This is a genomic window from Vibrio sp. V19_P1S1T109, assembly GCF_002241375.1.
Classification (GTDB): domain Bacteria; phylum Pseudomonadota; class Gammaproteobacteria; order Enterobacterales; family Vibrionaceae; genus Vibrio; species Vibrio anguillarum.
In genome coordinates this window covers 1-24,321 of record NZ_NDIM01000298.1, presented here as the reverse complement: position 1 = coordinate 24,321, position 24,321 = coordinate 1, and the positions used below count along the sequence as shown (strand labels likewise).

The following is a 24,321-nucleotide window of genomic DNA, read 5'->3' as shown; positions in this document are numbered from 1 at the left end:
TCAAAGCGTGATGGAATCAGTTATTACGCTTAAACTAATATTAAAAATAACGACATAGAGAACATTATGGCCGATGAAGAGTTAGGCGCGGAAGCCCCCAAAGGGAAGAAAAAACTGCTGATTATCATTATTGCTGCCGTAGTGTTACTGCTTGGTGGTGGTGGTGCAGCTTTCTTTTTGATGAGCGGAGATGAGGGTGAAGCCACGAGTGAGCAAGCCCCCGCAGCGCAGCAAGCTTTGCCAACGGATCCTGTAGCTTACGTTAATATTGCACAGCCGTTTGTGTTTAACGTCACGGGTGATAAGAAAGATCGTTTGGTGCAAATCAAAGTGCAGTTGATGGTGCGAGGTTCAGAAAACGAAAGCCTTGCACGTTACCATTCACCTTTAGTGGAAAGTTCTTTACTGGCCACTTTTGCGTCTGCCACTGTGGAACAGCTTCGTAGCCCTACCGGGCGAATTGAGCTGAGAGATAAGGCGACAGATGATATTAAAGCGGCACTCACTAAAGCGGTTGGGCAACCTGTGATCGAAAAAGTGTTGTTTACCGATTTTGTAATGCAGTAGGTGAGAAGTGACTGATTTATTAAGCCAAGACGAAATTGATGCCCTGCTTCATGGTGTAGACAGTGTTGATGAGGCGGAAGACGATGACGATGTTGCCGATAAGTCGGCGATTAACTTTGACTTCTCTTCGCAAGACCGCATCGTCCGTGGGCGAATGCCTACGCTGGAGCTTATCAACGAACGTTTTGCTCGTCACATGCGTATTAGTTTGTTCAACATGCTGCGTAAAACGGCTGAAGTGTCGATTAACGGCGTACAAATGATGAAGTTTGGTGAATACCAAAATACGCTTTATGTTCCGACCAGCTTGAACATGGTGCGTTTTCGTCCGTTAAAAGGGACCGCGTTGGTCACGATGGAAGCGCGTTTAGTCTTCATTTTGGTGGAAAACTTTTTTGGTGGCGATGGCCGTTTCCACGCTCGAATTGAAGGGCGCGAATTTACGCCAACAGAACGACGTGTCATTCAATTACTGTTAAAAATTGTTTTCGGTGACTACAAAGAAGCTTGGTCACCGGTGATGGGCGTTGAGTTTGAATATTTGGATTCAGAAGTGAACCCAAGTATGGCTAACATCGTCAGCCCAACGGAAGTGATCGTAGTGAGCTCGTTTCATATCGAAGTCGATGGCGGCGGCGGCGATTTCCACGTGGTCATGCCTTATTCGATGGTTGAACCCATCCGTGAGTTACTCGATGCGGGTGTCCAGTCGGATAAAATGGAAACCGATGTGCGTTGGAGTTCTGCACTGCGCGAAGAGATCATGGATGTACCCGTCAATTTCCGAGTCAATTTATTAGAACAAGACATTTCATTGCGTGACTTAATGGATCTACAAGTAGGCGATATCATCCCAATTAAAATGCCAAAAAACGCAACGATGTTTGTTGAAGAGCTGCCAACTTACCGAGTGAAAATGGGCCGCTCTGGTGAAAAAATGGCGGTTCAAGTCTCTGAAAAAATTAAACGCCCTGATGTAGTAAAAACGGATCTCGCCTTTTTAGGCAAAGACATCATGTCTGAATTTGAAGATGATGACGAAGAAGATAACGAAGAATAATAGAGTAGGTAACGAAGATGGAACCAAGTGACGACCAAAGATTGGCAGACGAATGGGCAGCCGCATTAGGGGAAGACCCATCCGCGCCTAGTATTGATGTAGATGAAATTCTGGCCGCGCCTCTTGATGAATTGAAAGACACTTCACCACCGATCACCGAAGATGAGCGCCGCAAACTTGATACGATCATGGACATTCCTGTGACCATTTCGATGGAAGTGGGGCGTTCGAAGATCAGCATTCGTAACTTACTGCAATTGAACCAAGGCTCGGTGGTTGAGCTTGATCGCATCGCGGGTGAGTCATTGGATGTGATGGTGAACGGCACCTTGATTGCTCATGGAGAAGTGGTAGTGGTTAACGATAAATTCGGTATTCGTTTAACCGATGTAATCAGCCAGACTGAGCGTATTAAAAAGCTGCGTTAGCATAACGTCAGTTTACGAAAAAGAAGTATTTGGATGAAAAAACTGATCGGTTTATTGCTCTGTTCAAGCCAGGCGATGGCAGCGCCGAATGATCACTTAGATTTAGCGACCACTTTCGGGTCGCTTTTGTTCGTTATTGCGCTAATTCTCTTTTTGGCTTGGGTGTTAAAGCGCATGCGAGTGCCCACGTTCGGTAATCAAAAAGGGCTGAGCATTGTACGTCAACTGCCGGTGGGTACTAAAGAGCGTATCGTTATTGTGCAAGCGGGAGAAGAACAATTTCTCGTCGGAGTCACGTCACAATCCGTCCAATTGATCGCCAAATTAGATGCCCCACTCAAACAGGAGGAGGCTGAGGTCAGTCCGTTTGCCGGTCAACTGACTCAGCTGCTAAAGAAAAATGACAAGAAATAGTCGCACGGCCTCATTGGGTTACCTTGCTCATCTATGGCATCTTTCTATGTTGCTGGTGGCATTATTGTTTACCCCGTTTGCGTTTTCAGAGCAAGAGTTAGCCACGCCAATTCCTTCCAGCGCCGTAGGCGCAGAAACGGTGACAGTAACGGCGATGAATAAAGACAGTGGTGCCTCTAAAACGATAGCCGCTGGTAGCGTCAGTGGTGGTGGCGGTATTCCAGCATTTACCATGACGACCAATTCAGATGGCAGTCAAGATTACTCGATCAATCTACAAATTTTAGCCTTGATGACCATGTTGGGTTTTTTGCCTGCCATGGTCATTTTGATGACTTCCTTTACACGTATCGTGATTGTGATGTCGATCTTGCGCCAGGCAATGGGCCTGCAACAAACGCCGTCAAACCAAGTAATTATCGGCATCGCTATTTTTCTCACTTTTTTCATTATGTCACCAGTCATCAACGCCATTAATGAGCAAGCTGTGCAGCCGTATCTCAATGAGCAGATGACGGCGCGTCAAGCGTTTGATACGGCTCAAGAGCCACTAAAAGCCTTCATGCTGAAACAGACGCGAGTCAAAGATTTAGAAACCTTTGTTGAGATATCGGGCTCTGACGCAACCAATCCTGAAGAGGTCTCGATGGCGGTGCTGATCCCTGCGTTCATCACCTCGGAGCTAAAAACGGCGTTTCAAATCGGCTTTATGCTATTTTTACCCTTTTTAATCATTGATTTAGTGGTGGCGTCTGTTTTGATGGCGATGGGTATGATGATGCTTTCGCCGATGATCGTCTCGCTGCCTTTTAAACTCATGCTGTTTGTACTAGTGGATGGATGGAACTTGATCCTCTCAACGCTAGCCGGCAGTTTTGCTTTATAGCGGGGGCGCGAATGACTCCTGAAGTCTTTGTTGAGCTGTTTCGAGACGCGCTGTGGATGGTGCTTATCATGGTGTGCGCCATCATCATCCCGAGTTTGTTGATTGGCTTAGTGGTCGCCATTTTCCAAGCCGCGACCTCAATTAACGAACAGACGTTGAGCTTTTTACCGCGTCTCATTGTGACGTTACTGGCACTGATGTTCTTTGCCCATTGGATGACGCAGATGTTGATGGAGTATTTCTTCTCTATCGTTGAACGGCTACCACAGGTACTGTACTAGGAGCTTGAATGGAGTACCCAACAAGCCTCGTTTTAGAGTGGATTGCTAGCTATTTTTGGCCCTACACTCGTATTTCCGCCATGCTGATGGTGATGTCAGTCACTGGGGCCCGCTTTGTTCCGACCCGAGTGCGGCTCTACTTAGGTTTGGCTATTACCTTCGCCGTGATGCCCGCGATTCCTGTCGTTTCAGAGACCGTTGAACTACTTTCATTTAAAGGTTTTTTGACCACCTTTGAGCAGATTATTATTGGCGTTGCAATGGGCATGATCACCCAGTTTATAATCCAAACCTTTGTTATGCTTGGCCAAATATTGGGTATGCAAGCCAGCTTAGGTTTTGCTTCAATGGTCGACCCCGTAAACGGGCAGAACACCCCTTTGCTTGGTCAATTGTTTATGTTTTTAGCGACCTTGTTCTTCTTAGCAACCGATGGTCATTTAAAGATGATCCAACTGGTGGTGTTCAGTTTTAAAACCTTGCCTATTGGTGGCGGGGCGTTGACCACAGTGGACTTTCGTGAACTCGCGCTGTGGCTTGGCATCATGTTTAAAGTGGCGCTGAGTATGTCTCTTTCGGGCATCATTGCGCTATTAACGGTTAACTTAGCGTTTGGCGTGATGACTCGTGCGGCTCCTCAGCTTAATATTTTTTCTTTGGGCTTTGCGTTTGCACTTTTAGTCGGCTTGTTGCTCTGTTGGTATATTTTAGGCGGCTTGTATAGCCACTATGATCTATTCTGGTTAGAAGGCGAGCAGCAAATTTGTCGCCTAATCCGCATGAACTGTTAGGAGGCGCGTTTGGCAGAGTCAGACGGTCAAGAACGCACCGAAGACGCCACGCCCAAGCGATTGGATGAGGCGCGAAAAAAAGGTCAAGTCGCTCGTTCAAAAGAGTTGGCTTCCGTTTCGGTATTAGTGATTGGTGCAATTGCATTAATGTGGTTTGGGGATGCATTAGCACGGGCTTTATATGCTGGGATGGAGCGAACCTTTACCTTAAGCCGAGAAGAAGTGTTTGATCTTGGCAAGCTGTTTGATATTGCCGCAGGTTCGTTGGTGGTGTTGATATTGCCTTTAGTTCTTATTTTGTTAACTCTATTTATCGCTGCATTAATTGGAGCCGCCGGTGTGGGGGGGATTAATTTCTCCGTCGAGGCTGCGATGCCGAAAGCCTCCAAAATGAACCCGCTCAGCGGCTTAAAACGTATGTTCGGTTTGCAAAGTTGGGTTGAGTTATTTAAGTCCATTTTGAAAGTACTGCTTGTTTCTGGCGTTGCTTTTTATCTGATCAATGCATCTAAAGAAGATCTATTTCAACTGAGCATGGATGTCTATCCACAAAATATTTTCCATGCGCTCGATATCTTGCTCAACTTCGTGTTGCTGATCAGTTGTTCTTTATTGGTCGTAGTTGCCATCGATATCCCATTCCAAATCTGGCAGCACGCTGACCAACTAAAAATGACCAAGCAAGAAGTAAAAGACGAATACAAAGATACGGAAGGAAAACCGGAGGTTAAAGGCCGAATTCGGATGTTGCAGCGTGAAGCGGCTCAGCGGCGGATGATGGCGGAAGTGCCACAAGCGGATGTAATCATCACCAACCCAGAACACTTCTCCGTTGCGCTGTGCTATAAACAAAATACGGATAAAGCACCGATTGTGGTGGCTAAAGGCGTCGATCACATGGCGATGAAAATTCGTGAAGTAGCACGTGCGCATGATATACACATCATCCCCGCACCGCCTTTGGCTCGAGCGCTTTATCACACAACCGATCTTGAGCAGGAGATCCCCGACGGGCTTTTCGTGGCGGTCGCGCAGGTACTGGCTTATGTCTTTCAGCTTAAGCAGTATCGTAAACGCGGTGGCCAAAGACCCAAACTCGATGAGAATAACATGCCGATCCCACCGGATTTACGACATTAATCCTCATCGTTATGCTGGAGCAAAAGCGTCGATGCTGAAGTTAGCGTCAGTTTAAATCACTTATCAGGAATGGAAAGCAGCACCAATACCGCGCCATGCCCGCCAAATTCAAGGGGGGCTTGATGAAACGCCATCACATCAGGATGTTGAGCGAGCCAGAGAGGAACTTTTTGTTTGAGAATGTGTTTACCGATCCCATGCTGGACACAGGCGCAGTGAATATTTTCTTTAACACAATAAGCAACCATCGCTCCGAGCTCTCGTTTCGCTTCTTGCTGTGTCATGCCGTGCATATCCAAAAATACATCTGGCACATAGACGCCACGTCTTAACCGTTTGACTTCATATTTCGACACATCATCACGAGCATAGCGCGTCGGGCCTTCATCGCTGAGTTTTGGTATAAACTCATCGGAAAAATAAAATTCGGTATCGCTGGCTTCCCGTGCAATACGGCGGATTTCTTTTTGTTTGGGGTTTCTGTTTGGCGGCTGGATTATGGTATCCTGTCGCAACTTTTTAACGCCCTTTACTGCATCCCGAAACAAGTCGAAAGCGTCATCGTGTTCGGTCTCTTTTTGGCTCATTGGGTTTGGTCATTTTCTAACAGATCGATATTGGCAGTATTGTAGCGCTTTTCGGAGGCAATTTTGGATAAGATTTTTGTAGAAGAGGCGGTTTCTGAACTTCACACGCTTCAAGATATGATTCGTTGGACGGTCAGTCGTTTTAATGCCGCCAACTTATTTTATGGTCATGGGACCGATAATGCGTGGGATGAAGCCGTTCAGCTAATCCTACCGACACTCTATCTTCCGATTGATGTTCCTCCGCATGTATTGAATTCTCGTTTAACAGGCAGCGAACGTCTGCGTATTGTTGAACGGGTGATTAAGCGCATTAATGAACGTACTCCTATCGCCTATTTAACCAATAAAGCCTGGTTCTGTGGCCTTGAGTTTTATGTGGATGAGCGAGTACTGGTGCCACGTTCACCGATTGGAGAATTGATTGAAGCGCAGTTCCAACCTTGGTTGATCGACGAGCCTGTACGCATTATGGATTTGTGTACTGGCAGCGGTTGCATCGCCATTGCGTGCGCCCACGCGTTCCCTGATGCTGAAGTGGATGCGATTGATATCTCAACCGACGCACTGCAAGTGGCAGAGCAAAATATTCAAGATCACGGTATGGAGCAACAAGTTTTCCCGATCCGTTCCGATCTATTCCGTGATTTGCCAAAAGAGAAATATGACCTAATCGTGTCGAATCCACCGTATGTGGATCAAGAAGATATGAATAGTTTGCCCAAAGAGTTCAAACACGAACCAGAACTCGGCTTAGCCGCCGGTACCGATGGTTTGAAATTGGTGCGTCGTATTTTGGCCAATGCGGCGGGGTACCTGACTGATAACGGTATTTTGATCTGTGAAGTGGGCAATTCGATGGTGCATATGATGAACCAATACGACCACATTCCGTTTACTTGGCTTGAATTTGAAAATGGTGGGCATGGCGTATTCATGCTGACTCGCCAGCAGTTGGTTGATTGCGCTAGCGACTTTGCGCTTTATATCGACTAATGCCGTACGCATAAGAAAAACGCCAGCCACAGTGCTGGCATTTTTTTATCCATTAGAAAAATACACATTGCTTTATTTTGGGGCTTTACATCATTTCGTAATAAAGCCACTATGAATCCACGAACAATAGAATGAAGCGGTGATAGGGAGCATGTCGCTCAGTGTCATCAATATTGAGGAAGTAATGGCAGGAAACAGTATCGGACAACATTTTCGGGTGATGACATTCGGAGAAAGTCACGGTATCGCACTAGGATGTATCGTCGACGGATGCCCTCCGGGCTTAGAAATTACAGAAGCTGACTTACAGATAGACCTAGATCGTCGCCGTCCTGGCACATCTCGCTATACAACGCAGCGCCGTGAAGCGGATGAAGTCAAAATTCTTTCTGGTGTATTTGAGGGGAAAACCACAGGTACATCGATTGGTCTATTAATTGAAAATACCGACCAACGTTCAACCGATTATTCAGACATTAAAGACAAGTTTCGCCCCGGTCATGCCGATTATACCTACCATCAAAAATATGGCATTCGCGACTATCGTGGTGGTGGTCGTTCATCAGCACGTGAGACAGCGATGCGAGTGGCAGCGGGAGCCATTGCGAAGAAATATCTCAAACAAGAATTTGGGGTTGAAATTCGCGCTTACTTGTCACAAATGGGTGATGTTTGTATCGATAAAGTGGATTGGAATGAAATTGAGAATAACGCCTTTTTCTGTCCAGATGCAGACAAAGTTGCGGCATTCGACCAACTGATCCGTGATTTGAAAAAAGAAGGTGATTCGATCGGTGCAAAGATTCAAGTTGTCGCGACAAACCTGCCTGTTGGTTTAGGTGAGCCGGTATTTGATCGTCTAGATGCGGATATTGCGCATGCTTTGATGAGCATTAATGCGGTGAAAGGGGTAGAGATTGGTGACGGTTTTGATGTCGTGCAGCAAAAAGGCAGCCAGCATCGAGATCCTCTAACACCGAACGGCTTTCGCTCAAATCATGCCGGCGGTATTTTAGGCGGTATTTCGACTGGGCAAGATATTGTTGCCAGTATTGCGCTTAAACCCACGTCAAGTATTACAGTACCTGGCGATACCATTACTCGCACGGGTGAACCCACACAACTTATCACGAAAGGTCGCCATGATCCTTGCGTTGGTATTCGCGCCGTGCCCATTGCCGAAGCAATGCTGGCGATTGTGTTGATGGACCACTTACTTCGTCATCGCGGGCAGAATTTTGCGGTTCAAACAGAAACGCCTAAAATCTAATCCAGCATAACCGAATTAAAATGAAAAGCGCCCTTCTTGTTAGGGCGCTTTTGTTTTAAGCAATTTTCTGTTTGGCCAATTTCCGCGGCTGAATGAATTTTTTATCGAAACAAGTCAGCTAACTAACTAAATATCTAACATCGGAATATCTAACATTGGATTATGGCTAATGAATCTGATTTTCAGCATCAAGCTGGAAAGAAGGTAAACGCCATTTAAAACGCACTGCCGCCATACGCAATAAATAACCCACAATAAGCGTTACTATCGTGCTGGTGACATCATTGATGCCGAATGCGAGCAAGGTTAAATAAAGCCCTGAAGCGACTAATGAAACCGAAGCGTAGAGTTCTTCATGCAGTACCAGTGGCGTTTGTCTGCAGATTAAATCGCGTAATAACCCACCAAACACCCCAGTGACCAACGCAGAAACCATACAAATGCCGGGATGCAAACCCATGCCCATTGCGACTTTTGTGCCTATGATACTGAACACAATTAGCCCCAATGCATCTAAACGAATGAACAACCCTTTGAGTTTGATTACCCATTTAGCTAAGCCTGTGGTGAGAACGCCTGCGATGCAGGTAATGGCTAAAAACTCCGGATTCTTCACCCAACCTAGCGGATAATGGCCGAGTAAAATATCCCTCACCGTACCGCCTCCAATCGCAGTGGCACTCGCTACTAACATCACACCGAACCAATCCATTTTTCGACGGCCTGCACTCAATGCGCCAGTCATCGCTTCGGCAGTAATACCAATAATATATAAAACACTGAGCAACATAATGCGGTACTCCGACAGCACTTCCTTAGGTATATAAGAACCGAGAAAGCGGTTGAACTTAAAAATGGAGGCGCAAGTGTAGTAGTAAAGTCAGGCGATGGCGAATGAGATTTTATGCCAAGAAACCGTTTGACCGATTAATAAAACTAATGAAGTGGGGCGATTGAATGGCTTTACCTGACTACAGAAAAATAAGAGAATGCGTTGAGAAATTTTTGCCTGCATGACTGAGCGATGACACATCACTACCAAGACTTGATCTCCCTGTTCAATGACACTTTTTTTGAGCCATTCAATACGCGTTTAGAGCTCGGTGGTGATGAGCCGATTTACTTGCCTGCTGATGCGCAAATCAATCATCACCGCATCATTTTCGCACGGGGATTCTTTGCCTCGGCACTGCACGAAATCGCGCATTGGTGTGTCGCCGGCCCTGAACGGCGATTGATGGAAGATTTTGGCTATTGGTATCAACCAGACGGGCGAACCGCGCAAGTTCAAGCCGAATTTGAAAAAGTAGAGGTTCGCCCTCAAGCGTATGAGTGGATTTTATCGGTCAGTGCTGGCTTTCCTTTTACTGTGAGTTGTGACAACCTACACGGCGATTTTGAACCAGACCGTATCGCCTTTATGACTCAGGTACATCGTGAGGTAGTCGCTATCTTACAGGTTGGACTTCCACCCCGAGTGAAGATGCTGTCAGATGCATTACGTGCTTTTTATGGTACGACAGAATTAAGGCTAGAGCACTTTATTATCAGGTAACTAGCTAAATAATAAGAGAAAATGAGAGTTGTATGATTATTGGATTTGAAGAAAAACTGCTGGAAATGATTGATGCACGTATTGCGACGGCATCGGACGATGAATTGTTTGCGGGTGGTTATTTGCGAGGTCATATTTCTTTGTCTGCAGCCGCGTGTGAAGATGAAGGAATTGACGATCTATCTCTGTTTAAAGCACGAATTGAGCAGAGCCTAGAGCAAGCGCGCACAGAGCTTACGCCTGCCGACCGCGTGATTGTGTTCGATTTATGGACCGAGCTTCACAACCAAGCTTAAGATGAGCACACTTAACTCATTCGAATTCTTTGAATGAGTCCGTAAAATTTTTATGGTTGTTGTTAATTTGTGCGATCGCTATGCTTAAGCCATATTCGAACACACAAGGGCAACACCATGAAAGTCATCGCATTTGGAGCATCAAACAGCTCAACTTCAATCAATAAAGCATTGGCCACTTACACCGCTCACCTCATCGAAGGTGCAGACGTGGTGGTGCTTGATATTAACAACTATACCGTTCCTATGTTTAGCGAAGATCTTGAAAAAGAGCTTGGTCAAGCCGAAGGCGCTCAAGCTTTTCTGCGTGATCTTGCTCAAGCGGATGCGTTTGTTATCTCTTTTGCTGAGCATAATGGTCACTACCCAGCGGCGTACAAAAATTTATTTGACTGGGCAACACGCATTGACCGTGAACTATTCAAAGGTAAACCTGCTGTTTACCTAGCCAGCTCTCCTGGTCCTGGTGGCGCGCAATCGGTTTTGGCGGCGGCAAATAATTCTGCTCCTTATTTTGGTGGTAATGTAAAAGCGTCTGTCTCGGTACCGAGTTTTTATGACAATTTTGACTTGGCTACGGGTCAAGTGACTAATCCAGAAGTGGCTGCACAATTGAAAGACGCGATTGCGAAGCTCGTATAGCTTTCTTGTCTCGTTTTAAGTTCGTCTCACGTTAAGTTTCACGCCTTTTCGCGTGAAAAAGTGAGCATTAAAAAAGCCTTGCTGGATAAGTAAGGCTTTTTTCTATGATGGGTTTTATCGAGGAGTACGTTCGGTGATGGCTTTGCCTTTTTTGAGTTTTCTCACCCACATTCGACTTGGATGAAGCGTTTCGAGTACATCAACAGCAAGTGGTAGCGGATCGCCATTCATTTGTGAAGCCAGCAACTCAGCCATTAATGGCGCAGAACTTAGTCCTCGCGATCCTAGCCCGAGCATGCAGTACAAATGAGGATAGTGAGCCACAGATGGAGTCTGTTGCGGATCTTGTGACGGTAACGGCTGGTAGTCGATCTTGATCTGTTCAAAGTTGCCCACATTCCCGACAAACGGCAAATGATCGCGGCTGACACAGCGAATGCCTTGGCGAGATTGATTGCTAGATGTATCGACTTGCTGTGTCCAGTTTTGGTCGTTAATACAACGGGTTAAGCGTTGTCCATTCTCTTGCTGCGCCGCCGCATCGAATGCTTGGTTGATTTGACTTCGGTCATAGCTTGCGCCAATGCAGTGCTGTTGAGTGTTGGGGTTGTGCGGTGTCATATAGCCGTCGTAACACAACACGCTGCTCAGCTTTTGCAATGTTTTTGAGGTTGGAATATGGCTTACTTGTCCTTTCACTTTGCCAAGTGGCAACGCTTGTGTTTGCTCGAAATGGTCAAATTGATGACCGTTTGCAATGACCACACACTGATGGTGCTTTTCGTTACCATTAATACTTAATGTCCACTGCCGCTGTATTTCATCCCAGTGCAAAGACTCCACCTCGTGATTGAAATAGGCGTTGAATCGCTCACTTTGGCTTAATTGGTCAAACAGGCCTTGTGTCAGTTGAGCAGGGCAAAGCCATCCTCCGAGTGGGTAATGTAAGCTGACCATGTCAGTCGGTAAGCCGACGTTTTGTAACGTTGCTTGTTGATCGCAGTAGTGCATTAGCTGAGGGTTAAATTTCCCTTCAAGCATCGCCATCTGTTTTTGGGTCGATTTTTCATCCCACATCAATTGGGTCACACCACACCAATCATGATCAAAAGGGACGATTTGCGCCATTTGCTCAACAAATTGCCGAGCAAACAGAAAAGCGGGCGCAAAAACACGCGATACACCACTGTGGTTTTTATTCAGCAGTGGGTAAACCGCACCTTGTCGGTTACCTGAAGCACCTTGAGCGGCCTGAGGATCGGCGCAATACAGGCTGACATTGATACCGCGGCGATTGAGCATTTTAGCTAATGTGGCACTAGCAATGCCGCCGCCGATGATCGCCACGTCGGTAACATTGGTTGTCGGCGCAATCGCAAACCAAGGTTTTATATTGCTGTACGGCGTTTTGTGTTCCAGTTGACCAGCAATCATCTCTCTTTTGGTGCCAAAGCCTTTCACTTTTTTCATCGAAAAGCCTGCTTCTATCAATCCGCGTCGTACAAAACCTGCGGCGGTAAAAGTGGCGCACGTGGCTTTGTGTTTCGCCAGTTTGGCCATATTCTCAAACAGTGTTTGATTCCACATTTCAGGGTTTTTACTGGGAGCAAAACCATCCAAAAACCATGCGTCTACCACGCCTTGCTCGGTTGTGGGAACTTGCGGCATACACTCTTTGATATCACCGAACCAAAGATCAAGGGTAATGGCGCCATCATCAAGAACAATGCGATGACATTCTGGTACTGCAATCGGGTAGTGTTGTTGAAGCTTTTTCGCATAAGTCGCTAATTCAGGCCACGCTTGGTGCGCTGTTATCAAGTCGTGTTTATTGAGCGGATATTTTTCAAAACTGATAAAATGCAGCGCTTGCAATGGCGCATTTGGGTTTTGTTGCCTAAACGCATCAAATTCTTGCCATACAGCGAGAAAATTTAACCCAGTGCCAAACCCCGTTTCGGCAATGACGAATCGTTTTTGGTCATATTGGTGCCATCTTTGTGGTATATGATTTTGGGAAAGAAACACGTAACGCGTCTCTTCTAGGCCGTTAACGTTGGAAAAGTAAACGTCATCGAATTGGTCGGAAACGGGTGTGCCCGCTTCATTCCAACCCAGTGTTGCGTTGGTTATGCTGGTCATAATGGTGTAATTCTGTGAAATCGGGCGATATATAGCTCGAGATTGTACGAATTTCTGGGAAAGCTGACCACTTTTGTTATTCTTCTTAGTTATTATCTAAGCGAATTTTGAATTATAGGAATGTCACATGAAACGAGTCGTAATCACCGGTATGGGTATTGTTTCAAGTATCGGTAACAACGTCGAAGAAGTTTTAGCGTCTCTAAAAGCAGGCAAATCAGGTATTACCGCTTCTGAGCAGTTCAAAGAGAACGGTTTACGCTCTCAAGTGTGGGGTAGCCTGAAAATGAACCCTGCTGACCATATTGATCGCAAACAGATGCGTTTTATGGGTGATGCGGCCGCGTTTGCATACCTATCAATGGAACAAGCGATTGCCGATTCAGGTTTAGCACCAGAGCAGGTCTCTAATGACCGCACTGGTATTGTGGCTGGTTCTGGCGGTGCGTCGTCGTATAACCAAGTTATTGCTGTCGACACATTGCGCACAAAAGGCGTGAAGCGCGTTGGTCCTTACATGGTTCCACGTACTATGTCTTCGACTGTTTCAGCCTGTCTTGCTACGCCATTTAAAATCCGTGGCGTCAACTACACCATGAGCTCCGCTTGTGCGACGTCGGCTCACTGTATTGGTCACGCAATGGAACTTATCCAATTGGGTAAGCAAGATGTTGTGTTTGCAGGTGGTGGTGAAGAGCTCGATTGGTCTTTAACTATGATGTTTGATGCAATGGGTGCGCTGTCAACTAAGTACAACGAAACACCAGAAAAAGCGTCACGTACTTACGATGCTGACCGCGATGGTTTCGTGATTTCAGGCGGCGGCGGCATGGTTGTGGTTGAAGAGCTTGAGCATGCACTGGCTCGCGGCGCAAAAATTTACGGTGAAATCGTCGGTTACGGTGCGACATCCGATGGCTACGACATGGTGGCTCCATCAGGTGAAGGCGCTGTGCGTTGCATGAAGATGGCAATGCAAGCGGTAGATAGTGTGGATTATGTCAATACACATGGTACTTCCACACCTGTCGGTGATGTAAAAGAGTTGGGTGCCATTCAAGAAGTGTTCGCTGGCAACAGCCCAGCTATCTCGGCAACAAAAGCAATGACTGGCCACGCATTGGGTGCGGCAGGTGTGCATGAAGCCATCTACTCTACCTTGATGCTTCACCACGGCTTTATCGCGCCAAGCATCAACATTGACAATTTAGATCCAGCGGCTGATGGCCTTGATATTGTGACCGCAATGCGCGAGCAAGAGCTAACCACTGTGATGTCTAACAGCTTTGGTTTTGGCGGTACGAACGCGACGCTAGTGATCAAAAAGTATCAAGGCTAATGCGCCTACACACCTCTAATAAAAAGGTTTCCAGAGCGGGTCAGCTTAGCTGATCGAACAGACGCAGACTCTGTCCCATGGAGAGCGGGACGGGATCCTTTTGTTCTGGGTTTTTGCCCGGTTTCCGTGAGGAGCCGGGCATTTTTATGGAAAGCGGGATTTCTTCTCGACAGTCTGTGCGCTTTTCTGCACAATTCCTTCAATTTCGAAAATTGTGAACTCCGCTATGAAAATCCTTATTGATGAAAACATGCCTTATGCTGAATCGTTATTTAGCCAGCTTGGTGAGGTGGTGTTGAAACCCGGTAGAAGCTTAACGGCTGATGATCTTATCGACGTTGACGCCTTGATGATTCGTTCTGTTACGAGAGTAAATCAAGCACTATTAGCGAAAGCCAATAAATTAAAGTTTGTTGGTACGGCGACGGCAGGTATGGACCACGTTGATCAAGCGCTTTTGGCTGAAAGAGGCATCTTTTTTACTGCCGCACCGGGGTGTAATAAGGTGGGAGTGGCTGAGTATGTTTTCAGTGTATTGATGGTGTTAGCACAGCAGCATGGTTTTTCTGCCTTAGAGAAAACCGTTGGCATTATTGGTGCTGGTCAAGTCGGCAGCTATTTAGCCGAGTGTTTAGCGGGGATTGGCATTAATGTGCTGCTCAACGATCCCCCAAAACAAGCACAAGGTGATTGCCGCGAGTTTACTCATCTTGATGTTTTACTTGATAAAGCGGATGTCATTACGCTGCATACACCCATTACTAAAAGTGGTGAATGGCCAACTCATCACTTGATTGATGAAGTTCGACTTGCCCAGTTGCGCAGTGATCAGATCTTGATCAACGCGGCTCGTGGCCCTGTGGTGGATAACCAAGCGCTGAAACAACGCCTACAGAAGAATGATGGTTTTATTGCCGCTTTAGACGTGTTTGAATTTGAACCTGAAGTGGATATGGAACTGCTGCCTTTGCTCGCGTTTGCGACGCCGCATGTGGCTGGCTATGGGTTAGAAGGTAAAGCCCGAGGCACGACCATGATTTTCAATAGTTTTTGTGAGTATCTTGGTGATGACCATTGCGCGAATGCCAGTAGTTTATTACCCGAGACCCCCATTGCCAAAGTGTATTTATCACGCGGTTGGGATGAAGAAACATTACGCAGTTTAACCCAATTGATTTATGACGTACGCAAAGATGACGCCTTGTTTCGCCGTGAAATTGGCAAACCAGGTGCTTTTGATCAAATGCGTAAACTTTATTGGGATAGAAGAGAATATAGCGCGATGACTGTCGTCGGTAGTGAGTCGTGTGATCTCACTCCCTTAGCTAAATTAGGTTTTAAAACAGAGGTAACAAATGAGCCAAGAATTTAATATCGCTATTTTAGGAGCAACCGGCGCGGTTGGTGAAACCATGCTTGAAGTGCTCAAAGATCGCAAATTCCCCGTTGGTGAACTTTACCTACTTGCCAGTGAGCGTAGTGAAGGTAAATTCTACCGCTTCAATGGTAAGACCATACAAGTACAAAATGTTGAAGATTTCGATTGGTCACAAGTTCAGATTGCACTGTTTTCCGCTGGTGGTGAATTGTCCGCAAAATGGGCACCTATTGCCACAGAAGAAGGCGTGGTAGTCATCGATAACACCTCACATTTCCGCTATGAGTACGATATCCCACTTGTTGTGCCTGAAGTGAACCCTGAAGCGATTGCGGATTTCCGTAACCGCAATATTATTGCGAACCCAAACTGCTCAACCATCCAAATGTTGGTGGCGTTAAAGCCGATTCACGACGCTGTGGGTATCGAGCGAATTAACGTATCAACTTATCAGTCCGTTTCAGGAGCTGGGAAGTCAGGCATTGATGAGTTGGCGGGACAAACCGCAAGGCTGTTAAACGGTGTTTCGGCCGATCCTGATGTGTTTAGCCAGCAAATTGCGTTTAACTGCATCCCACAAATCGACCAGTTTATGGATAATGGCTACACCAAGGAAGAGATGAAAATGGTGTGGGAAACGCAAAAAATATTCAATGACTCAACCATTATGGTCAACCCAACTTGTGTACGCGTGCCAGTTTTTTACGGCCATGCTGAGTCACTGCATATTGAAACACGCTTACCGATTGATGCTGAGCAAGTTATTGAGTTATTAGAGAAAACTGAAGGTATTGAAGTATTCAGCGGGAATGATTTCCCCACGCAAGTTCGCGATGCGGGAGGGAAGGATACGGTTCTTGTAGGGCGTATTCGCAACGATATCAGTCACCACAGTGGCATTAACATGTGGGTAGTGGCAGATAACGTGAGAAAAGGCGCTGCAACAAATGCGGTACAAATTGCGGAAGTGTTGATTCGAGATTATTTCTAATTAATACCTAGTAAAAAGGAGTGGCTTACCACTCCTTTCTCTTTACACAAAAAAGCCGAGTGATTGATTCACCCGGCTTTTTTATTATCGTCCAGCTCAAGGCTGAGAATGATGGCTATCTTTTTGACTTGTGCGCGTTAGGGTTCTGCTTGCAACTGCCGTCGGCACATTTACCATATAGATAAAGGCTGTGATTGGTGAGCTGTACATTATATTGCTCAGCAATCTCTCTTTGGCGTTGTTCGATCACCTCATCTGAAAACTCAATCACTTCACCACAATCTAAGCACACTAAGTGGTCGTGGTGGTGTTGTGTTGAAAGTTCAAAAACGGATTTTCCACCTTCAAAATGGTGACGAGTGACAATACCCGCATCATCAAATTGGTTTAATACTCGATAAACAGTCGCGAGACCGATTTCTTCACCAAGATCAATCAATTTCTTATACAGTTCTTCAGCGCTGATATGTTGGCATTCAGGCTGCTGTAGCACTTCTAAAATTTTTAGCCTAGGAAGGGTAACTTTAAGACCTGCATCCTTGAGCGCTTGGTTATTATCTGACATACACTTTCCTGTTGATGATCTGCAGCAGTTAACAGAATTCATAATTGCGATCATTATAGGGGAGTCACTGCTAACAATAAACCACGAAGTTCAAAGGGTTACTTTATATTTGTCACAAAGCCGCGCAATATCACTGATATAACAGCTCTTACCAGTTACAATTGCGTAACATTTATTAGTGATTGAGTCGATAGGTTTAAAAGGTGAGCACGGAATGAATCACTCTTTAGCAAGATTTTATAAGCCAAATATTGTTAAGTGGGCGTTAAATAGCTGGCCCCCTTTTTGGGGCGCTGGTATCCACATTGATGAAATTAGTAGCGACTTCCGTCAGGTGAAAATGCGCCTAAAGCTGCGGTGGTGGAACAAAAATGCCAATCGCACTCAGTATGGTGGCAGCATTTTCTCTCTTACTGACCCTGTTTACTCTTTGATGTTAATGGGGATTTTGGGTGAGCAATATTATGTATGGGACAAAGAGGCCAGCATCAACTTTATCAAACCGGGCCATTCTGATTTGTATGCGGAGTTTCTGATAACGCAAGACCAACTGGATTCAATCTTAGTGAGCACGGCCAATGGGGATAAATGCTTTCCGGAATTTGTTATCCATGTTAAGGATGCCAAAGGCGAAGTGGTCTCTGAAGTGCAACGTAAATTGTACGTGCGCAAAAAACCTAAATACAGAGAAGAGAGTGATGCAGACAAAATGGTTACTTTTTGTGACCGCTAAGGCTGTTCGTTCTGCATTTGGCACAGCTCAATCCAAGCTTCGGCGGTGCGAGAAACGTACCGTTCCGCGTGCCATATTAATCCTAAGTGCCAATCAATACTGGGTGTCATCGGTTTGACTAAGACGCCTTCTCCTTGAATTCGTCGACAAAGTGGTTCGGGTAGAAAGGCAACGCCTACGCCACTTTTGACCAACGCGACTAAAAAATCCCATTGGCTACTGCGCGCTGCAACTTGTGGTGTAAATCCGTGTTGTAGGCAGAATGAGTGGATGTAGTCACTCAGCGTAAAATCATGGGTATAGAGGTAAAATGGCTCATTTTGTAGTTGCTCCCAACCGATAGCTTCTTGCTGCTTCCAAGGGGATGTATCAGGGAGTACGGCGCAAATGGGGTAACTGTCTAAGGAGAGTGACCGCAGATTATCAATCGGATGAGGCGAAAGCATGGTGACGGCTACGTCAATTTCGCCATTGAGGATAGCTTGCTCTATTTTACGTCCGCCATACTCAACGATGGTGAGCTCTACATGAGGGTAGGTTTGACGGTATTGGCGGATCAGACCTGCATAAAGGTGTCCAACCATTGGTGGAATACCGAGATGCAGTTGTCCACGCTTTACCTGATTGAGATCGATCAGTTCAGCTTCTAACTGAGACATCTGCGCTAAGATCTCTAGCGCTCTTTGATAGACAACTTCTCCTGCATCGGTAAGCCAGAAACGTCGACCTTCACGATGTAATAGTGGCTGTTCAATTTCCTGCTCTAGACTGCGGATCATCTTACTGATGGTGGGCTGGGTGACGAACAGTTGCTCGGATGCGCGGGTAAAGCTTTGTTGATTGACCAATTCAACAAAATAGCGCAGTGCTTTAATATCCATAATATCTCCTTTTGATCATTCCATTTTGGCATGAAAATGATAATAAAAAGTCATTTTACGATGGTTTCATAGCTTAATATAATGTGACTAATTTCACAAAACGGCATTAGTCTCATCATGCAAAGAATAAGAAACAGCCAAAGGGTAAAAAACAATCTGCAAACAGTGGTACAAGTTGTTGCGCTATCAATGATTTGGTTTTTGGCGGATTTTCTAGTCAGCACTTTTCATATTCCTTTACCCGCAAATTTAACTGGCATGCTATTGCTATTAACTTTAGTGATTATGCGAGTTGTAAAAGTTGATTGGTTGCGTAAGGGAGCAACTTGGTTATTGGCGGAAATGCTGTTGTTCTTTGTACCAGCGGTCATTGCGGTCGTTAACTATCAAGAGTTAATGCAACAACAAGGGTTACGAATTATGGCGGTACTTGTCATCAGTACCATCATGGTCATTGCTATTACTGCTTGGACCGTTGATAAAATGTATCGTTTAGAGCTGATATTAGCGCGTAGAAAAAGCAACCGGGCAATACGCCTAACTAAAGTGGAGCGTTCATCATGAGCTCACTACTTACCTCAACACTGCTTGGTGTATTTTGCTTGCTGTTAACCTTGGCTTTTTACTATGGCAGCAAGTGCCTTTATCAACGTAAACGTTCTATTTTCTTAATGCCGCTGCTATTGGCCCCTATATTGTTAGTGGCTGTTGTGATGATCTTTCACATCCCTTACCAGACCTATATGGCAGAATCTCATTGGTTATTGTGGCTACTTGGTCCGGCTACAGTGGCTTTTGCTATTCCGGTCTATGACAACCGATTGTTGATCAAGCGCCACTGGCTCTCTCTATCCGTGGGAGTGTTCGTATCGGTTGTGGTGGCTGTGGGAAGCACGGTTTTATTGGCTCGTTGGTTTGAATTACCCGATATGCTTCAGCGCAGTTTAGCGATGCGCTCGATTACCACGCCTTTTGCTGTTGAGGCAACGAAGTCAATTGGTGGGCAAAGTGATCTGACTGCTCTGTTTGTGGTACTTACTGGGGTGATAGGCATGGCGGTAGGTGAAGTGGTGTTAGCGTTATTATCCATTCGCTCTGGGCTTGGTAAAGGAGCCAGTCTTGGTGCTTCCGCGCACGGTGCAGGAACGGCAAAAGCGTATCAAATTGGCAATGCTGAAGGGGTAGTGTCGAGTGTGGTGATGATGATTGCGGGCATGGTCACTGTGTTGCTTGCTCCATTTATCGGTCATCTACTTTGGTAAAGCAAAGTGCTTGAACATGGACCAATAAAAAATCCCCTCGCAAGGGGATTTTTTATGTTTAAGAGATTAGCCTTCAAGTTCAGCTAAACACATCTCTTCATAAATCTGCTTAACCCATGTGCTGACGCGCTGTTCAGTCAGCTCTGGTTGACGATCTTCATCGATGCATAAACCAATAAAGTGGCTATTGTCACCCGCAACCAAGGCTTTAGAGGCTTCGAATTCATAACCTTCAGTTGGCCAGTGGCCAATAATCGTTGCGCCTTTGCTTTCGATAATGTCACGCACTGTACCCATCGCGTCACAGAAGTATTCAGCGTAGTCTTCTTGATCGCCGCAACCAAAAATAGCAACTAATTTCGTTGAGAAGTCGATCGCTTCTAATTCTGGGAAAAAATCATCCCAATCACACTGCGCTTCACCGTAGTACCAAGTAGGGATACCCAGTAACAATAAGTCAAAATTATCAATGTCTTCTTTGCTGCTTTTCGCAATATCTTGAACGTGAACGAGCTGCTTACCCAGTTGCTTTTGAATCATTTTCGCAACGGCTTCAGTATTACCGGTATCGCTACCAAAGAAGAGGCCTACACTTGCCATAGAATCATTACCTTTAATTTGTCATTTTCTGGCGGATGAGCGTGTTCTTTACCCCAGTCCGGTACCTTCCCAACTGAGTTGGATGAGTCCTTTAAGAATAAAGCCAGCACAACCTAAAAACAGAACTAGCCATACAATACGGCGCCCAAATGGCGGTACATTACCTTGCTTAAGGACATCTTTTATTGCCATACCGATAAGGAAAAATATAGACGCAAAAAGAAGATCGAGTCCAATCGACTCAAGCATGTTCATGTAGTCGTACAGCATGGGTATCCTTTATGCCAATTTGCTTGAGCGCACTATAACACTGTTATTCGTCAAAGTTAATGCGCGCATTGGTACCTATTTCACACTTGTTGTTTCACAGTAAAGCGGCTAGCTGCCAATGAACTTCCTGATCGCTCGTAAAACTTCAACGGGCTTTTCTGCGTGTAGCCAGTGCCCTGTGTTGGCGATGACGTGCGCTTTCGCTTGGCTAAACTGCTGCTGGATCATTTCTTGGTGTTCCGCTAGTAGATAATCAGAGTCGCTGCCTTTAACCAATAAGGTTGGAACAGAGCTGCAAGGGATTGGTTCCCAGCCTAAAATATTCCAGTAATTTTTTTCAATGGCGGGAACATTAAAGCGCCAGCTCATTACACCATCTTCTCGTTTAAATAACGATTTACTGAGAAATTGTCGTACGCCTTCTAGCTCAATATGTTGCGCTAAAATGGCCATGACCTCTGCTCGCGAGGTAGGCTGCTGCGCAATAACCGCGTTGAGCCCCGCCAGTACGTTATCATGTTTCCGATGCTGATAGCTAACGGGTGCCATATCTAAAACCACCAGTTTGGCGACTTTGGATGAGGCGATGTCAGCCAGCTTCATGGCAACTTTACCGCCCATTGAATGGCCAATCAGCGTGACTGAATCACAAGCTAACTCTTCGAGTAAACTAGCAACATCGAATGCCATGCTCGCGTAATCATGTTCCTCACTGTGAAATGATTGACCGTGATTACGCAAGTCAATACTCAATACTTGGTGATCGGCTTTTAGGTCTCTTGCAAGTAAACCTAGGTTGTCTAAATTGCCGAATAAACCATGGATCAAAACAACGGTGTGACCTTCACCTTCGAGTTTGTAATTAAGAAGTGCTGACATTTTATCTTATTAGTGATTGGTTTAACGTAGAGTATCAGTGAAGATCTCGCTATAATCCCTCAGAGTTTAAACATTGAGATTGTGAAAAGCGAATGAAAACAATTGAGGTTGATGAGGATCTATACCGTTATATTGCCAGCCAAACCCAACATATTGGAGAAAGCGCGTCGGATATTTTACGCCGTTTACTCAATGTTGACGGTAAAGTGTCTGCAGCAGCGGTCGTGACGCAAGTAAGTACCGAGCCCAAGGGCATTGTTGTGAGTAAAGATGCCGTACAAGAGATACAGATTGATAGCGTAAAAGAGATGCGCTCTTTGCTCATTTCTGATGAATTTGCGGCTTTGAAAAAAGCAATTGATCGTTTTATGTTAGTGCTTTCAACCTTGTACCGTATCGATCCAGTAAGTTTTGCTGAAGCGACCTTAGTGAAAGGACGTAAGCGTGTGTATTTTGCTGACAACGAGCAAACCTTGCTTGCTAGTGGGCAGACAACCAAGCCAAGAGCGATTCCAAACACACCATTTTGGGTCATTACCAATAACAATACTAGCCGCAAACAACAGATGATCGAGCAGCTGATGGTATTGATGAATTTCCCGAGTGACATTATTGAGAAAGTGACACACTCAATCTGATTTGTGCCCATTCATAGATAAAAATCTGATTCAAGCCTCATACTGCGGACCACTAAGTCCGTATCATGAGGCTTTTTATTTCGTTGTTATTTTAAGAAAGGATGTCAAAAATGGCTATGCACCCACGCGCCGGACAAAAAGCACGGCAGGAAGACTTACATAATATCCCTGCGCTCGTTGCAAACTACTTTTTACTTCAACCTGATGCGGCTAACCCAGACCATAAAGTGCAATTTGGTACTTCGGGGCATCGTGGTTGCGCGGATAAATCGACATTTAACGAAAACCACATTCTTGCTATTACTCAAGCGGTAGCAGAAGTGCGCGCTCAGCAAGGAACCACTGGGCCGATTTTTGTCGGAAAAGACACGCACGGACTCTCTGAGCCTGCTTTTTCTAGTGTACTTGAAGTACTGATCGCTAATGGAATTGAAGTGATCGTTCAACAGGATAATGGCTATACGCCAACGCCGGGTATTTCACACGCAATCTTGACTCATAACTTGAAGCACGCGCAAAAAGCTGATGGCATTGTGATCACACCTTCTCATAATCCACCACAAGATGGTGGTATTAAATACAATCCTACCCATGGCGGTCCTGCTGAAGGGGAAATCACCCAAGCGATTGAAAACCGAGCCAATGAGATCATTGCAGAAGGCATGCAAGGCGTGAAGCGTCTGCCTATTATGTCGGCAAAGCAATCGCCGCTGTTTAAACAAGTTGATCTTGTGAAACCTTATATTGATGACTTAGTGAATGTGATTGATATGGAGGCCATCCAAAAAGCTAATCTAAAACTGGGTGTTGATCCACTCGGTGGCAGTGGTATTGACTACTGGCGTCAAATTGGCAAAGCGTATCAGCTTGATTTAACACTGGTGAGCGAAGCGGTGGATCCGACATTCCAATTTATGTCACTCGATAAAGATGGTGTAGTGCGTATGGACTGTTCTTCTCCTTATGCAATGGCGGGGTTATTAGCGTTAAAAGATCAGTATGATCTCGCGTTTGGTAATGACCCTGACTACGACCGCCACGGCATTGTCACTCCGAAAGGTTTGATGAACCCAAACCATTTCTTAGCCGTATGCATCGATTATCTGTATCGTCACCGCAAGCAATGGCGTAAAGAAGTCGCTGTTGGTAAAACGTTAGTATCAAGTGCATTGATTGACCGTGTGGTCGCTGATCTTGGCCGTGAGCTGTGTGAAGTACCTGTCGGCTTTAAGTGGTTTGTTGATGGCTTATACAGTGGTCACTTCGGTTTTGGTGGTGAAGAGAGCGCAGGTGCGTCATTCCTGCGTAAAGACGGAACGCCTTGGTCAACGGATAAAGACGGTATTATCCTTTGCTTACTGGCGGCAGAAATCACCGCTGTCACAGGTAAAAATCCGCAGCAATATTATGCAGATCTGGCCGCGAAACATGGAGAGTCTAAATATAGTCGTATTCAAGCTGTCGCAAATGGCCCGCAAAAAGCAGTGCTGAGCAAATTATCGCCAGAGATGGTCTCTGCGCAAACATTAGCAGGAGATGAGATCACAGCCCGCTTGACGCATGCTCCCGGCAATGGCGCAGCCATCGGTGGATTAAAAGTGACCACTGATTATGGCTGGTTTGCTGCTCGTCCATCAGGCACAGAAGATATTTATAAGATCTATTGTGAAAGTTTTAAGGGCGATGAGCACCTCAAGCAAATCGAAGCGGAAGCGCAACAGATTGTTAAT

The 24,321-nt window shown here is 45.7% G+C and carries 29 protein-coding genes; 21 read left to right on the top strand and 8 right to left on the bottom strand.

The genetic code is table 11. The features are described 5' to 3' along the window. The first annotated feature begins 66 nt into the window (after positions 1-66). Genes fliL through flhB form a run of 8 tightly spaced genes read left to right on the top strand, consistent with a single transcriptional unit; the run spans position 67 to position 5,567 of the window. Positions 67-567 (top strand): flagellar basal body-associated protein FliL, encoded by a 501-nt coding sequence (gene fliL / locus B9J87_RS14555; RefSeq protein ID WP_017045735.1) that lies wholly within the window; start codon positions 67-69, stop codon positions 565-567. 7 nt (positions 568-574) lie between these two features. Beyond that, on the top strand, positions 575-1,627 hold the full coding sequence (gene fliM, locus B9J87_RS14550; protein ID WP_088729043.1) for a flagellar motor switch protein FliM: 1,053 nt from the start codon (positions 575-577) through the stop codon (positions 1,625-1,627). 17 nt (positions 1,628-1,644) lie between these two features. Then, a complete protein-coding gene (fliN, locus tag B9J87_RS14545) occupies positions 1,645-2,055 on the top strand; it encodes a flagellar motor switch protein FliN (RefSeq protein ID WP_010318705.1) in 411 nt (136 codons plus the stop codon). Positions 2,056-2,088: 33 nt separating this feature from the next. Then, a complete protein-coding gene (gene fliO / locus B9J87_RS14540; RefSeq protein WP_013856319.1) occupies positions 2,089-2,469 on the top strand; it encodes a flagellar biosynthetic protein FliO in 381 nt (126 codons plus the stop codon). Further along, a complete protein-coding gene (fliP, locus tag B9J87_RS14535; protein ID WP_038170156.1) occupies positions 2,456-3,355 on the top strand; it encodes a flagellar type III secretion system pore protein FliP in 900 nt (299 codons plus the stop codon). The genes fliO and fliP overlap by 14 nt, the downstream gene beginning before the upstream one ends. 11 nt (positions 3,356-3,366) lie before the next feature. Then, a complete protein-coding gene (gene fliQ / locus B9J87_RS14530) occupies positions 3,367-3,636 on the top strand; it encodes a flagellar biosynthesis protein FliQ (protein ID WP_013856321.1) in 270 nt (89 codons plus the stop codon). 8 nt (positions 3,637-3,644) lie between these two features. After that, a complete protein-coding gene (fliR, locus tag B9J87_RS14525; RefSeq protein ID WP_094151465.1) occupies positions 3,645-4,427 on the top strand; it encodes a flagellar biosynthetic protein FliR in 783 nt (260 codons plus the stop codon). Positions 4,428-4,436: 9 nt separating this feature from the next. Further along, on the top strand, positions 4,437-5,567 hold the full coding sequence (gene flhB / locus B9J87_RS14520) for a flagellar biosynthesis protein FlhB (protein ID WP_094151462.1): 1,131 nt from the start codon (positions 4,437-4,439) through the stop codon (positions 5,565-5,567). 56 nt (positions 5,568-5,623) lie between these two features. Here flhB and smrB read toward each other — a convergent pair whose 3' ends face one another. Then, positions 5,624-6,154 (bottom strand): endonuclease SmrB, encoded by a 531-nt coding sequence (gene smrB / locus B9J87_RS14515; protein ID WP_013856324.1) that lies wholly within the window; start codon positions 6,152-6,154, stop codon positions 5,624-5,626. 63 nt (positions 6,155-6,217) lie between these two features. Here smrB and prmB point away from each other — a divergent pair, with 63 nt between their 5' ends. Both prmB and aroC read left to right on the top strand, forming a co-directional pair. Next, positions 6,218-7,150: a 50S ribosomal protein L3 N(5)-glutamine methyltransferase gene (prmB, locus tag B9J87_RS14510; protein ID WP_013856325.1), complete on the top strand. Its 933-nt coding sequence runs from the start codon at positions 6,218-6,220 to the stop codon at positions 7,148-7,150. Positions 7,151-7,334: 184 nt separating this feature from the next. Then, on the top strand, positions 7,335-8,420 hold the full coding sequence (gene aroC / locus B9J87_RS14505; protein ID WP_026028357.1) for a chorismate synthase: 1,086 nt from the start codon (positions 7,335-7,337) through the stop codon (positions 8,418-8,420). Positions 8,421-8,586: 166 nt separating this feature from the next. On the opposite strand, the gene B9J87_RS14500 is transcribed toward aroC, so the two are convergent. Continuing rightward, positions 8,587-9,210: a trimeric intracellular cation channel family protein gene (locus B9J87_RS14500; RefSeq protein WP_026027295.1), complete on the bottom strand. Its 624-nt coding sequence runs from the start codon at positions 9,208-9,210 to the stop codon at positions 8,587-8,589. Between the two features lie 234 nt (positions 9,211-9,444). Here B9J87_RS14500 and B9J87_RS14495 point away from each other — a divergent pair, with 234 nt between their 5' ends. The 3 genes from B9J87_RS14495 to B9J87_RS14485 all read left to right on the top strand — a co-directional run bounded on the left by B9J87_RS14495 (position 9,445) and on the right by B9J87_RS14485 (position 10,913). Beyond that, positions 9,445-9,975 carry an elongation factor P hydroxylase gene (locus B9J87_RS14495; RefSeq protein WP_088729041.1) on the top strand — a complete coding sequence of 177 codons (531 nt, stop codon included), beginning with the start codon at positions 9,445-9,447 and terminating at the stop codon, positions 9,973-9,975. Between the two features lie 32 nt (positions 9,976-10,007). Further along, positions 10,008-10,271, top strand: a complete 264-nt coding sequence (locus B9J87_RS14490; protein ID WP_013856329.1) for a YfcL family protein — start codon at positions 10,008-10,010, stop codon at positions 10,269-10,271. A gap of 117 nt (positions 10,272-10,388) precedes the next feature. Continuing rightward, the gene (locus B9J87_RS14485) at positions 10,389-10,913 is read left to right on the top strand and encodes an NADPH-dependent FMN reductase (protein ID WP_026028358.1); all 525 of its coding nucleotides are present in this window, start codon (positions 10,389-10,391) and stop codon (positions 10,911-10,913) included. Between the two features lie 114 nt (positions 10,914-11,027). On the opposite strand, the gene mnmC is transcribed toward B9J87_RS14485, so the two are convergent. Continuing rightward, positions 11,028-13,055: a bifunctional tRNA (5-methylaminomethyl-2-thiouridine)(34)-methyltransferase MnmD/FAD-dependent 5-carboxymethylaminomethyl-2-thiouridine(34) oxidoreductase MnmC gene (mnmC, locus tag B9J87_RS14480; protein ID WP_094151459.1), complete on the bottom strand. Its 2,028-nt coding sequence runs from the start codon at positions 13,053-13,055 to the stop codon at positions 11,028-11,030. A 127-nt stretch (positions 13,056-13,182) separates the two neighbouring features. On the opposite strand from mnmC, the gene fabB reads away from it, so the two are divergent. The 3 genes from fabB (at position 13,183) to B9J87_RS14465 (ending at position 16,763) form a co-directional block, all read left to right on the top strand. Next, on the top strand, positions 13,183-14,394 hold the full coding sequence (gene fabB, locus B9J87_RS14475; RefSeq protein WP_094145627.1) for a beta-ketoacyl-ACP synthase I: 1,212 nt from the start codon (positions 13,183-13,185) through the stop codon (positions 14,392-14,394). Positions 14,395-14,620: 226 nt separating this feature from the next. Beyond that, positions 14,621-15,766, top strand: a complete 1,146-nt coding sequence (locus B9J87_RS14470) for a 4-phosphoerythronate dehydrogenase (protein ID WP_094151457.1) — start codon at positions 14,621-14,623, stop codon at positions 15,764-15,766. Further along, positions 15,750-16,763 (top strand): aspartate-semialdehyde dehydrogenase, encoded by a 1,014-nt coding sequence (locus B9J87_RS14465; RefSeq protein WP_013856334.1) that lies wholly within the window; start codon positions 15,750-15,752, stop codon positions 16,761-16,763. Before B9J87_RS14470 ends, B9J87_RS14465 begins: the two co-directional genes overlap by 17 nt. A 115-nt stretch (positions 16,764-16,878) precedes the next feature. Here the strand turns inward: B9J87_RS14465 and fcrX are convergent, their stop codons facing one another. Continuing rightward, the gene (gene fcrX / locus B9J87_RS14460) at positions 16,879-17,328 is read right to left on the bottom strand and encodes a ferric iron uptake transcriptional regulator FcrX (RefSeq protein ID WP_010318689.1); all 450 of its coding nucleotides are present in this window, start codon (positions 17,326-17,328) and stop codon (positions 16,879-16,881) included. A 214-nt stretch (positions 17,329-17,542) separates the two neighbouring features. On the opposite strand from fcrX, the gene B9J87_RS14455 reads away from it, so the two are divergent. After that, entirely contained in the window at positions 17,543-18,061 is a 519-nt protein-coding gene (locus B9J87_RS14455) for a DUF4442 domain-containing protein (RefSeq protein WP_010318688.1), read from the top strand. Here the strand turns inward: B9J87_RS14455 and B9J87_RS14450 are convergent. Further along, on the bottom strand, positions 18,058-18,942 hold the full coding sequence (locus B9J87_RS14450) for a LysR family transcriptional regulator (protein WP_094151455.1): 885 nt from the start codon (positions 18,940-18,942) through the stop codon (positions 18,058-18,060). The two genes, B9J87_RS14455 and B9J87_RS14450, sit on opposite strands and share 4 nt — an antisense overlap. Before the next feature lie 117 nt (positions 18,943-19,059). Here B9J87_RS14450 and B9J87_RS14445 point away from each other — a divergent pair, with 117 nt between their 5' ends. Together B9J87_RS14445 and B9J87_RS14440 are read left to right on the top strand one after the other, a co-directional pair. Continuing rightward, on the top strand, positions 19,060-19,506 hold the full coding sequence (locus tag B9J87_RS14445) for a CidA/LrgA family protein (protein ID WP_013856338.1): 447 nt from the start codon (positions 19,060-19,062) through the stop codon (positions 19,504-19,506). After that, a complete protein-coding gene (locus B9J87_RS14440; RefSeq protein ID WP_094144632.1) occupies positions 19,503-20,204 on the top strand; it encodes an LrgB family protein in 702 nt (233 codons plus the stop codon). The genes B9J87_RS14445 and B9J87_RS14440 overlap by 4 nt, the downstream gene beginning before the upstream one ends. A gap of 66 nt (positions 20,205-20,270) precedes the next feature. Here B9J87_RS14440 and fldA read toward each other — a convergent pair whose 3' ends face one another. From fldA to B9J87_RS14425, 3 genes are all read right to left on the bottom strand, one after another. Beyond that, on the bottom strand, positions 20,271-20,804 hold the full coding sequence (gene fldA / locus B9J87_RS14435; protein WP_013856340.1) for a flavodoxin FldA: 534 nt from the start codon (positions 20,802-20,804) through the stop codon (positions 20,271-20,273). 48 nt (positions 20,805-20,852) lie between these two features. Continuing rightward, positions 20,853-21,074 carry a DUF2788 domain-containing protein gene (locus tag B9J87_RS14430; protein ID WP_010318683.1) on the bottom strand — a complete coding sequence of 74 codons (222 nt, stop codon included), beginning with the start codon at positions 21,072-21,074 and terminating at the stop codon, positions 20,853-20,855. A 108-nt stretch (positions 21,075-21,182) separates the two neighbouring features. Next, positions 21,183-21,953, bottom strand: a complete 771-nt coding sequence (locus B9J87_RS14425) for an alpha/beta fold hydrolase (protein WP_094151453.1) — start codon at positions 21,951-21,953, stop codon at positions 21,183-21,185. A 92-nt stretch (positions 21,954-22,045) separates the two neighbouring features. Here B9J87_RS14425 and seqA point away from each other — a divergent pair, with 92 nt between their 5' ends. Both seqA and pgm read left to right on the top strand, forming a co-directional pair. After that, positions 22,046-22,591 carry a replication initiation negative regulator SeqA gene (gene seqA / locus B9J87_RS14420; protein ID WP_010318681.1) on the top strand — a complete coding sequence of 182 codons (546 nt, stop codon included), beginning with the start codon at positions 22,046-22,048 and terminating at the stop codon, positions 22,589-22,591. 110 nt (positions 22,592-22,701) lie between these two features. Then, positions 22,702-24,321: phosphoglucomutase (alpha-D-glucose-1,6-bisphosphate-dependent) (pgm, locus tag B9J87_RS14415; protein ID WP_094151452.1), on the top strand; the 1,620-nt coding region annotated here is incomplete at its 3' end.